The organism is Pandoraea sp. (assembly GCF_004297875.1).
GTDB lineage: Bacteria > Pseudomonadota > Gammaproteobacteria > Burkholderiales > Burkholderiaceae > Pandoraea.
On sequence record NZ_SCSK01000031.1, the window covers coordinates 64,764 to 76,102 of the forward strand.

An 11,339-nucleotide genomic window follows, 5' to 3' on the forward strand; every position below is an offset into this window, starting at 1 on the left:
CCTCAGCACTCAATCACGTTCACGGCCAAACCGCCGCGCGACGTTTCCTTGTATTTCGTTTTCATATCCGCTCCGGTCTGCATCATGGTTTTGATCACTTTGTCGAGCGAGACGTAATGCTGGCCGTCGCCGCGCAGCGCCATGCGCGCCGCGTTGATGGCCTTGATCGCGCCCATTGCGTTGCGCTCGATGCAGGGAATCTGCACCAGCCCGCCCACCGGGTCGCATGTCATGCCCAGGTTGTGTTCCATGCCGATTTCGGCGGCGTTCTCGATTTGCTCATTGCTGCCGCCGAGCACGGCGGCAAGGCCCGCGGCAGCCATCGAGCACGCCACGCCGACCTCGCCCTGGCAGCCCACCTCGGCGCCGGAGATCGAAGCGTTTTCCTTGTAGAGCATGCCGATCGCCCCGGCCGTCAGCAGGAAGGCGATGACGCCGTCGTCATTGGCGCCCGGTACGAATTTCGTGTAGTAGTGCATGACCGCCGGAATCACCCCGGCCGCGCCGTTGGTCGGCGCCGTCACGATGCGCCCGCCCGCGGCGTTCTCCTCGTTGACGGCCATCGCATAGAGATTGACCCAGTCGAGCATCGAGAGCGGATCGCGCAACGATTCTTCCGGCCGATTCTTGAGCTGTTCATATTGCACCGCGGCGCGACGCTTGACGCGCAGCGGCCCCGGCAGCTCACCGACGGTCGCGCAACCACGCCGCACCGCCCCTGCCATGGCCGACCAGATCGCCAGCAAACCCTCGCGCACGGCCTCGACCGAGCGCCAGTGCGTCTCGTTCTGGAACATCAGCCCGGCAATCGACAGACGGGTCTCGGCACATACGCGCAGCAATTCGTCGCCAGTGCGAAACGGATACGGCACGCTGCCGCCATCGGGCGCGCCATTGACGCGCACACCGTCGCAATTGACCACGAAGCCGCCGCCCACCGAGTAATACTCCTTCTTCATCAGCAGGTCGCCGCGCGCATCCAGGGCCGTGAAACGCATGCCATTCGGATGCTGCGGCAATGCCTCGCGGCGAAAGAACTGCAGATGCTCCTTTTCGATGAAGGAAATGGGCTGCACGCCCAGCAGGCACAGTTCGCGATTGGCGCGAATCGCCGCCAGACGCGGCGCGATGAGATCGGGATCGATCCGATCCGGCAGCTCGCCCTCGAGCCCGAGCAACACGGCCTTGTCGCTGCCATGCCCCTTGCCGGTCGCGCCCAGCGAGCCATATAACTCGGCGCGCACCGCACACGTGGCCCTCAGTTGGCCGGCTTCCTGCAAGCGGCTGACGAAGCGGTGAGCCGCGATCATCGGCCCCACCGTGTGCGAACTCGATGGACCGATGCCGACCTTGAAGAGGTCAAACACACTGATGGACATAACGCCTTCCTATCTGCCGATAACGTGGCGCTAGTACACCAAAACGCCCCCTCGGCGGGATAGAACGGGAACGCCGTCCGATTAGGACAGGCGCGCCATGTGCCTCATGGATGCCATTTGCCGGGACGGCGCGCGAGCGCCGCGCTCAGTAAAATTCGGTCCGGCTCGGAAAGAGTTCGCTGTAATCGGCCCCTGCAGCCTGGGTCGCGCCGCCGGCGCGGTAAGCCCCAGGCGACACGCCGAAGGCGTGCCGAAATTCGCGGCCCATGTGCGATGCGTCGGAGAACCCGCAGCTCGAGGCGATCGCCGATACGGTCTTGTCGGAATGGGTGAGCATCCACGCCGCCACGCGCATGCGCATCGCCTTTGCGTACGCCTGCGGAGTGCTGCCGGTTTCGGACTTGAACAGGCGCTCGAGCTGCCGCACCGACATATCGAGCTTGCCGGCGAGTTCGTCGACGGTCAACGCAGCGCTCAGATGCTGCTCCATCAGCAAAATCGCGCGCTTGATCTTGGGATGTGCGGACGGCGCCAGCCCCGGCGGATGCGGTTGCGGCGCGTTGGCCTTGTGCGGCTCGTCGACCTGCAGGATGCGCAGCGCCTTCTGCACGATCGACGGATCGATATGGCGCATCAGGATCGCCGCGCCGACGTCGATCGAGGCGCGCCCGCCAGAACAGGTGATGCGCCGGCGATCGATCACGTAGAGCCGGTCGGCCAGCAGCAGATCGGGGTCGGTCGTGGGGAACTGGTCGAGAAAATCCCAGTAATGAAACCAGCTCACGCAGATTCGATGCCCGCTCATGACGCCGGCGCGCGTCAGCGCGAACGTGCCGGTGCACACGCCGACCAGCGTCGCTTCGGTCTGGCCCGCGGCGCGAATGAAATCCAGCGTCGCCTTGCCGGGCTCCGGGCCCGAGTGCAACAGTCCGCCGACGACGACGATGTAATCGAACTGCGACGGCGAGCCGAACGTCTCCCACGGAGCGATCTGGATGCCGCAGCTGGCGCGCACCGGCGCAAGCGATTCCCCGACGATTTTCCACGAGCAGCGCAGCGGCCGGCTTTTGTCGCCCTCGTCGCTGGCCAGACGAAGCATGTCGACCAGACCGGAAAACGCGGTCAGGGTGAAATTCGGCAACAGCACGATGCCAAAGCGCACCGCGGGTGTTTCCTGAGTCATCGGGGGTTTCATGGGCTTGGCGCCTGTTCTGTGGATCTCGCGCAACCATGACGCACTTGTCATGCGGCCGAGGCGATTCTGTTCTAGTCGTCCGATACCGCGTCTGTTGTACTTGAGGCTCGTTCTCTTTACATGGGGCGCATCGACTGAGCCCCGACAATCGCTATCTTAACGGACCTCGCCATGTTTTCCACTCGCATGAAAATCGACGATTTCGACCCCGCCCTATGGGACGCGATGCGTGCTGAAGCGCGCCGCCAGGAGGAGCATCTCGAACTGATCGCCTCAGAAAACTATACCAGCCCACGGGTGCTTGCGGCGCAGGGATCCGTGCTCACCAACAAATATGCCGAAGGGTATCCCGGCAAGCGCTATTACGGCGGCTGCGAATTCGTCGACGTGGTCGAGCAGCTCGCGATCGATCGCACCAAGTCGCTGTTCGGCGCCGACTGGGCCAACGTGCAGCCGCACTCCGGCTCGCAAGCCAACGCCGCGGTGTACCAGGCGCTGCTGCAGCCGGGCGACACGGTGCTCGGCATGAGCCTGGCGCACGGCGGCCACCTGACTCACGGCGCCAAGGTCAATTTCTCGGGCAAGCTCTACAACGCCGTGCAATATGGCACCGACGACAACGGCCTGATCGACTACGACGCGCTCGAAGCGCTCGCGCTCGAACACCGGCCGCGCCTGATCGTCGCCGGCTTCTCCGCCTATTCGCGCCGGCTCGACTTCGCCCGCTTTCGCGCCATCGCCGACCGCGTCGGCGCCTGGCTGTTCGTCGATATGGCGCACGTGGCCGGGCTGGTGGCCGCCGGCCTCTACCCGAATCCGGTGCCCCACGCCGACATCGTGACCACCACTACGCACAAGACCCTGCGCGGTCCGCGCGGCGGCCTGATCATGGGGCGCGCCAACGCCGATATCGAGAAAAAGATCGCCTCGATGGTGTTCCCCGGCACGCAGGGCGGGCCGCTGATGCACGTCATCGCCGCCAAGGCGGTGGCGCTCAAGGAAGCGTCCAGCGACGAATTCAAGCGCTACCAGCAGCAGGTGCTGGACAACGCGCGCACCATGGCGGTGATCTTCCAGTCGCGCGGCTACCGCATCGTGTCGGGCGGCACCGACAACCACCTGTTCCTGGTCGATCTGATCGGCAAGCCGCTGACCGGCAAGCAGGCCGATGCCGCGTTGGGCGCAGCGCATATCACGGTCAACAAGAATGCCGTGCCCAACGATCCGCAATCGCCTTTCGTCACCAGCGGCATCCGCATCGGCTCGCCTGCGATTACCTCGCGCGGCTTCGGCCTGCTCGAGGCGCAGACAGTGGCGAATCTGGTATGCGATGTGCTCGACGATCACGAGAACCCGGCCGTGACGCAAAAGGTTCGCGAGCAGGTGCTGGCGCTGTGCGAGCGCTTCCCGGTCTATTCCGATGCCGACGCGCCGCTTCTGAGCGCAGCGGCCGCGTAACCGCAATCCGAGTCCTTGCCATGAACGCATCCGATCAAACCGAGCAGTTCTGCCTGAACGTCTCATGCCCGAGCGAGGCGGGCGAAGTCGCCGCAATCGTCGCCTTTCTCGATCAGCGCGGCGGCTATATCGACGAGTTGGCGGTGTTCGACGACAAGAGCAACTCGCGCTTTTTCGTGCGCTGCAATTTCCATATTGCCAGCGGCGCCAGCCTCGATATCGAGCAGTTGCGGCGCGACTTCACTGCGGTCGCGCGGCAATTCGACATGAGCTGGCAAATTCACGACGTCGCCCGCCGCCCCAAGGTCATCATCATGGTCTCCAGGCTCGATCACTGCCTGGCGGATCTGCTGTTCCGCTGGCGCATGAGCGAACTCAAGATGGACATCGCGGCGATTGTCTCGAATCACCCTGATCTGGCTCCGCTGGCCGATGCGCACGGTATCCCGTACCACCACTGGCCGGTGACCCCCGAGACGAAATCGGCCCAGGAGGCGCGCCTGCTGGATCTGGTCGAGTCGACCGGCGCCGAACTGGTGATACTGGCCCGGTACATGCAAGTGCTCTCGGCCGATACCAGCCGGCGCCTGGCCGGCCGGGCGATCAACATTCATCATTCGTTCCTGCCCAGCTTCAAAGGGGCGCGCCCCTACCACCAGGCGTATGCGCGAGGCGTGAAGTTGATTGGCGCCACCGCGCATTTTGTCACCGACGACCTGGACGAGGGGCCCATCATCGAGCAGGTCGTCGAGCGCGTCGATCACACCTACACGCCCGAGCAGCTGCTCGCAGTGGGGCGCGACACCGAGTGCGCCAGCCTGGCGCGTGCGGTGAAATGCTTCATCGAGCGCCGGGTGTTCATCAACGGCAACCGGACGGTGGTCTTCTAGCAGGACGTCGCGAAGCTACCTCACGTGCCAGACCGGGCGCGGGCAGTTCTCGGCACCCCACATATGACGCATATGCTCCGGCTACCGCGCGCTGGGCTGCCCCGGTTCAAACCCGCTCGCTACGTTTTTCAACGCCCGGCGGGACACGCTTTGTCTTGCCGGGCGCGGCCGGCAACTTCGAAAGAACCTCATCCACGAAAATCGCCGTGGATGGGTTCTGCGCATCGCTTCGCCAGCACAGCACGGTATCGAGCTCGGTGCCCTTATCCTGCAAGGGGCGGATGACCAGGCCGGCGCGCTGGATATTGCGGGCGCACGACGGGTAAATGCTGAGCCCGATATTGGCAGCCACCAAACCAAAAATTCCATCGCTGGTGGTCGCCTCCTGCGCAATGGCCGGCGAGAATCCTGCTTTGTGGCACATCGCAAAGAAATGCGGACGGAAGGCGCCCCAGGATTGCTCGGCGCCGAGGATGAACTGCTCGCGCATCAACTGATTCAATTGCAGCGATTTCTGCTTGGCCAGCGGATGGGCAATCGGCAGCAGCACCACCATTTTCTCCCTGCCGAACAGCACGCTGCGCACATTCGGCGCCGAAAACGGGCCAATCATGAAACCGACGTCGATCGTGGCATCGAGCAGCGCCTGCTTCTGCATCGAAGTCGGCATATGGCACAGGTCGATACTGATCTGCGGGTACCGCTTGCCGAACGTCTTCACGGTGTGCGGCAGCGCGCCATTGATCGCGAAATCCATATACGCGACGCGCAGGTTTCCGATGCTCCCGTCTTGCGCGCGTCGCGCCAGCGAGATGCCCTGATCGATATGGGTCAGCGCCAGCCGGCAGTGTTCGGCGAATAGCTGCCCGGCATTGGTCAATTGAACGTTTCGGGTTGTGCGTGAGAGCAACTGGACGTCCACGGCCTCTTCCAGCGCTTTGATAATTCGGCTCAAAGCCGGCTGGGTCATATGCAGGCGCTCGGCGGCCGCCCGGAATTGCAGCGTATCGGCCACTGCCAGGAAAGCTCGAATGTGATGAATGTCGATGCGCATGATGAACGTCTCGTCGCGCCGCGTGCCGGCACGATCAATCCGGAAATCGCAACGATAACAAAAAGCGCCACGGCACGAGCCGTGGCGCTTCGAAACGGTGCCTTTTCACTGACGCCTGAACCGCAACGTCAGTATCGCCCCGACAACCAGCAAGGCAGCGATAACATACAGGCCATTGGTCAGACTGCCGGTCGCTGTTTTGACCCAGCCAAGAATCGACGGACTGACGAAGCCGCCGGTCAGGCCCAGGCTGTTGATCAACGCTATGGTACCGGCAGCGGCGGGGGTGCCGCCCAGATAATCGGTCGCAATGGCCCAGAAAAGCGGCTGCAGCGTAAAGATGACCGCGGTACCGACGCTCAATACGAACAGCGCCAATTTCAGATCCGTGCCCGTGAAAGGAATGGCAATCAATCCGCCGGCGCCGATCAGCGCGCACAGTGCCGTGTGCCACCGACGCTCGCTCGTTGCGTCGGAGTGCCGGCTGATGACAATCATGGTCACGACCGCCGCGCCATAAGGGATCATCGAGTACATGCCGATGGCAAAGGGATCGCTTACGCCAGCCCCTTTGATCAAGGCCGGTAGCCAGAAACTGATCGCATAGACGCCGCAAATGAAGGTGAACCACGAGAATGCCATCGCATAGACCCGCGGCGCCCGCATCGCCTTGCCGAACGAGTGATCGCGAAACAGCGGCCCACTGGCGGCGTCCGCATGCAATTGCTGGCGGATGATCGCCTTCTCATCGCCGCTCAGCCAGCTCGCCGATTCAGGCGTATCGTCCAGATAGAAAAACGCGATGACGCCAAGCACGCATGACGGCAAACCCTCCATCAGGAAGAGCCACTGCCATCCGGCCAGGCCGCCCACGCCGCTGAGCCGGGCGATCGCCCACCCGGATACGGGCCCACCCACTACGCCGGCCATGGCCACGGCGGTAAGGAACAGCGCCATTACCCGAGCACGCCGATTGGCCGGATACCAGTAAGTAAAGTAAAAAATCATGCCCGGGAAAAAGCCCGCTTCGAATACGCCAAGCATGAATCTCAGGAAATAAAAAACGGTGGGGGACGTGATGAAAAGCATCGATGCGGACGTCATGCCCCACAGGATCATGATTCGCACCAGTGTCTTGCGCGCTCCTATTTTTTCGAGGAGCAAATTGCTCGGCACCTCGAAAAGAAAATACCCGGCAAAGAAGATGCCGGCGCCAAGTCCATAAACGGCGTCGCTAAAGCCCAGCGCACTCTGCATCTGCAATTGGGCGAAGCCAACGTTGATGCGATCCAGATAGGCCGCGACATAGCAGATGAACAGAAATGGAATCAGCCGCAAAGTCACTTTCCGATAGGTGCTATTGATGGCTGACGCGGGGAATTCGGCTGATCGGGCCTGGATGGCCGTCGGGTCCAGCGCGTTCGTGGTCATGTCTCTCTCCTGAGGGATATCTCGGATCTTTATCTTTTTGGGGGCCGGCCGACAGCGGCCGGCGTCAAACGACTAACCTATGCTGCCACGGTGCGCAGATACTCGACGCAGCGATCCACCGACTCGACATCGGCGAACTTGGCGTCGATGTCGAACAGGTTCCATTCGACCGCGCCCGGCACGCGATCGCCGATGCATTCGCGCACGGCGATGGTGCGGAAGCCCTCGGCCAGCCCGTCGCACAGCGTGGTGCGCACGCAGGCGGATGCGGTCACGCCGGTCACGAGAATGGTGTCGACCCCCGCCGCTCGCAGGAAGCCGGCCAGGTAGGTGCCATGGAACGAACTGGCGCGTTTTTTGATCAGCAGTTGCTCGCCCGGAATCGGGGCGATGCGCGAGTCGATGGCCCACAGGTTTTCGTCGGCCTGGTCGACGACGTCGACCGGGATCTTGTTATGCCACAGGCCCATATCCGTGTTCGGATTGTTGCGGTCGGTCACTTGATAGCAAGTCGTCACGTGCACCACCGGGTGCCCGTGCTCGCGGCATGCGGCCAGCAGGCGCTGCACGCCCGGAATGATCTGATCGTCGATGTGCTCGCACGTGAACGGATTGCCGGGCCGCGTCCAGGCATTGGCCAGATCCACGTTGATCAACGCCGGCTTTTTGCCAAAGCCCACGCGGCGCTGAAACCCGCGTTGCTGATACAGCTCGGTGGCTTGGGAAAAGGCTTGCGCCAGCATTTCATTCAGACCTGTACTCATTGAAATCTCCTGCGTATGGGTAATTGAGAAACTCAGGGTTATGCGCCTAAGTCAGGTCCAACTATAGGCAACCCATTGTTACCAGTCCAATTACATTTACGCCATGATTATTACCAGATAAGGCATCAATAACTTGGGGGAAACCAGGAGATATTTCGCTTGCCGATGCCCGGCACGCATAGTGCGACGAGCGGCTCAGGCTTCGCTGCTCGAAGGCAGGGGTGAGGGATTCATATGATGGCGCCACGTTGGGCGCGCGAGGCAGGCAACGCATCGCGAAGGCGCGTTATGGCTTGGTGCGACCTGACGAACGAGCCAATCTGGCTTTGCCGGTCCGGCACCCGACGATACGCGCCGCTGGAAACCGGCACGCCGCCAAACGGGGTATATGAGCCGTGTTTATCGTTCTTCAGATGACGGTATTGGTGGCACGCCGCCTGGCCGAGCTCGCGCACGCGCGCTGGATCCTCACTGGTCCGGCCGGGGGCCCGGGCGACCCGGTCCAGTTGGGTTTCGAGAGTCTGGGCTTGCAGACGCCCGCCGTGCACCTCGAGTGCGAGTCATTCTCGACGCTGCTCGGTCTGATGCCTACTACCGACGTGGTCGGCATCATGCCGCGCGGCTTTTTTCAGCGCTACGGCCCCCGTATGGGCCTGGTCGAACTACCGATCGAGGATCCGCTGCCGCGCATCTCGATTCACGCGGTGGCACGCGCCGATGTGCGCCTGACTGTGCCTGCCCAGCGACTGCTGGATGAATTTACGCATATCGCGAAGGAAAGTGAGTTTGGCGCGCACGAGTGAAGTGAAGACGGGCGCGCCGGCAACGAATCGCATGCGGGTCGATGCACTGCCCTCCGCCATCCCGGACCGGCTCGCCGGCGGTGCCGAGCGGTGTGGCAGAACGCCCCGCCGATCTTGATGCGGCGATTCAGTGGACCCGGCCGGCATCGCGCAGCACCCACAGCAAGCCTGCCAGCGGCAGGATGGGAATGGCTGCGCACAGCAGCACCGCCCGATCGCCGAATTGGTCGATCACCAGGCCGAAGGCAAGCGGTGCGGCCACCGTGATCAGGTTGCTCACGGCCTGAAAGCCCGCGTTCGCACGCGGCAGCTCCTCGATCGGCACCGCGTCCGCGACCAGGGCGAGGGCGACCGGGTAGGTCAATCCGTGCGGCGCGCCGAGAATTGCCAGCGCAAACATGAAAAGACCGATGCCGTGACCGAACGCCAGGAGACCGATGCCGCACAGCGTGGCCGCGACGCACACACCGAACAATCTCAAGCGATGTCCGACGGCAGGCCAACGCGTCAGTGCAACGCGGCACAGGAACGAGACCGTGAAGAAGATTGCAATGCCCACCTCGGTGGTCGAAGCGGGGATGTGATACAGGGACTTGCCGATCAGGCCGATGAAAACGACGACCAGCGAGAAGGGAACCATGTAAACCGCCTGGCCGCATACGGCAAGGCACCACTTCTGGTTGCGAAACAGCGACCCCAGGCCCGCCATCGATGCCCAGAACGAGGCCGGCGCCGCAGGCGCCGCGTCGGTCGTTGCCTGGCTTTGGCGGGTCACCCTGGCACCGATCAACGCGATCGGCAGAAACGCCAGATACGCCGCCAACAGGTGCTCATGCGCGGCTGACAGGACAACAGACTCGTAGATCGGGCCAAGCGTAAGACTGATCGAGAGCACCAGCGCCAACGTGGCAAAGGCGCGCCCGCGAGTCGCGTGGGTTCGATCGCCCTGGTTCGACGCACGCTGGCCGATTGCAGTGGCCGCGCTCGGCAGCACAAGGCCTCCGGCGACACCCAGAAGCAGCGCGCCGACCAGGAGCATGAACTGGGCCGGGATGAGAAAGCTCACGATCGAGGCGGTCATGAAGAGCAGGCCCACATAGACCGCCCGCTGTGCGGCACTGGTGCTCAGATGCGCGGTGATCAGCAGCATGGTGAGCACGGCAACCAGGTTGGCGCCGGCCGCAATCGCCCCGATCGCCGCGCTGCCGAGCCCCAGGGACACGCCCAGCAGCGAGAGCGTGGTCTGCGCCATGTTCTGCGTCGCGCGGAACGCGCCGGTGGCGATCAGCAAGGGGGTCGTCTCCGATTCCCGCACTCGCTCGAGTAATCTGCTCGCGTAACGGATTGTCATGCGGCACCTCTCCATGCAACGAAAAAGGCGCGCGTGCGCGGTTCGATTCCGGCCGGTCGAAGCCCGACACGACGGCAGTGCGCGTCAATGCCCGTCTTATGGCGCGACGGGCGCCACGAGTCGGTGAAGTCGCCAGAACGGGTCATACGGCACGCTCGGCATGTTTGGCGATGGCGTCGCAAGACGAGTTGACGCATCGGCAACTCGCGTCAGGAATGAAGATATGCGGGTTCATGAAGACAATCAGGAGCGCGCCGACACGGCCAAGCCCCACTTTTACCCGGACGTTCGCGCGCTTTTACAGGTTTTCTTGTCCTTTGCCGAACAAGGGATGGTGCCGGGGACCGGACTCGAACCGGCAAGCCCGAAGGCGGCGGATTTTCTTCACACTGCGTCTTTCGACGCCAGCTGGGCTGTTCGTGCGCTGGACTATGCCTTCGCCTTGGCATGTGCTTTAGGCGCCCCCCGTCTAGTCTCTACACCTTCCCGTCGCTCGCGCGAAGGGCTTGGCTCGGCGTTGCCTCGGCCCTGGGGCCAGGGGTTTCACCGAATTTGAAGGGTTCTGCACCGCCCGTTTCCGGGCGGGCACTCAAATGTTTAAGTCCGCTATGTTTACCAATTTCATCACCCCGGCACGGGGGACCGCATTCTAACATTGCGCCGGCATACGCTGCCAGCGGCTGTCACGGTGGGCGTGTATCATGTCTGAAGGCATGGCCCCGCGATCTCTACTGGAGAGTTGACGATGCTGGAAAATCTCGACCGAATCGCTCATTCGCTGGATGCTATCGAGTCTGCCGCGCGTGGCGTCGCCATGCGCTTTCCCGAAGCGTCCCAGGAGCTTTACACGGCGCTGATGGAAATTCGCAACGCGATTGGCCTGGTGGCCCAGGAAGTGGTACGCATCGAGCAGGAGCTGCACGCGAGTTCCGGCAATGGGCAGTCTTGAGCACGGACGTCACCATGCGTGTCGCCGAGCGCGCCGCAACGTGGCTTGTACCTACCCGGTCAGGC

General features: G+C 63.0%; 10 protein-coding genes. 4 read left to right on the top strand and 6 right to left on the bottom strand.

The window, feature by feature from the left end; translation table 11 throughout:
- Positions 1-2: 2 nt before the first annotated feature.
- Positions 3-1,379 carry an L-serine ammonia-lyase gene (locus EPN80_RS08925; RefSeq protein WP_293025929.1) on the bottom strand — a complete coding sequence of 459 codons (1,377 nt, stop codon included), beginning with the start codon at positions 1,377-1,379 and terminating at the stop codon, positions 3-5.
- A 145-nt stretch (positions 1,380-1,524) separates the two neighbouring features.
- Positions 1,525-2,574, bottom strand: a complete 1,050-nt coding sequence (locus EPN80_RS08930) for a GlxA family transcriptional regulator (RefSeq protein ID WP_293025931.1) — start codon at positions 2,572-2,574, stop codon at positions 1,525-1,527.
- Between the two features lie 171 nt (positions 2,575-2,745).
- Between EPN80_RS08930 and glyA the strand changes: the two genes are divergently transcribed.
- Positions 2,746-4,032, top strand: coding sequence for a serine hydroxymethyltransferase (gene glyA, locus EPN80_RS08935; RefSeq protein WP_293025932.1), 1,287 nt, complete (start codon positions 2,746-2,748; stop codon positions 4,030-4,032).
- Positions 4,033-4,052: 20 nt separating this feature from the next.
- Positions 4,053-4,922, top strand: a complete 870-nt coding sequence (gene purU, locus EPN80_RS08940) for a formyltetrahydrofolate deformylase (protein ID WP_293025933.1) — start codon at positions 4,053-4,055, stop codon at positions 4,920-4,922.
- 106 nt (positions 4,923-5,028) lie between these two features.
- Here purU and EPN80_RS08945 read toward each other — a convergent pair whose 3' ends face one another.
- The 3 genes from EPN80_RS08945 to EPN80_RS08955 all read right to left on the bottom strand — a co-directional run bounded on the left by EPN80_RS08945 (position 5,029) and on the right by EPN80_RS08955 (position 8,171).
- Entirely contained in the window at positions 5,029-5,976 is a 948-nt protein-coding gene (locus tag EPN80_RS08945; RefSeq protein WP_293025934.1) for a LysR family transcriptional regulator, read from the bottom strand.
- 105 nt (positions 5,977-6,081) lie between these two features.
- Positions 6,082-7,407 (bottom strand): MFS transporter, encoded by a 1,326-nt coding sequence (locus tag EPN80_RS08950; RefSeq protein ID WP_293025936.1) that lies wholly within the window; start codon positions 7,405-7,407, stop codon positions 6,082-6,084.
- A gap of 77 nt (positions 7,408-7,484) precedes the next feature.
- On the bottom strand, positions 7,485-8,171 hold the full coding sequence (locus EPN80_RS08955; RefSeq protein ID WP_293025938.1) for an isochorismatase family protein: 687 nt from the start codon (positions 8,169-8,171) through the stop codon (positions 7,485-7,487).
- Positions 8,172-8,566: 395 nt separating this feature from the next.
- Between EPN80_RS08955 and EPN80_RS08960 the strand changes: the two genes are divergently transcribed.
- Positions 8,567-8,974: a LysR substrate-binding domain-containing protein gene (locus EPN80_RS08960; protein ID WP_293025940.1), complete on the top strand. Its 408-nt coding sequence runs from the start codon at positions 8,567-8,569 to the stop codon at positions 8,972-8,974.
- Positions 8,975-9,101: 127 nt separating this feature from the next.
- Here the strand turns inward: EPN80_RS08960 and EPN80_RS08965 are convergent, their stop codons facing one another.
- Positions 9,102-10,325, bottom strand: coding sequence for an MFS transporter (locus EPN80_RS08965; protein WP_293025942.1), 1,224 nt, complete (start codon positions 10,323-10,325; stop codon positions 9,102-9,104).
- A 745-nt stretch (positions 10,326-11,070) separates the two neighbouring features.
- Between EPN80_RS08965 and EPN80_RS08970 the strand changes: the two genes are divergently transcribed.
- Positions 11,071-11,274, top strand: a complete 204-nt coding sequence (locus tag EPN80_RS08970; RefSeq protein WP_293025944.1) for a hypothetical protein — start codon at positions 11,071-11,073, stop codon at positions 11,272-11,274.
- Positions 11,275-11,339: the final 65 nt, after the last annotated feature.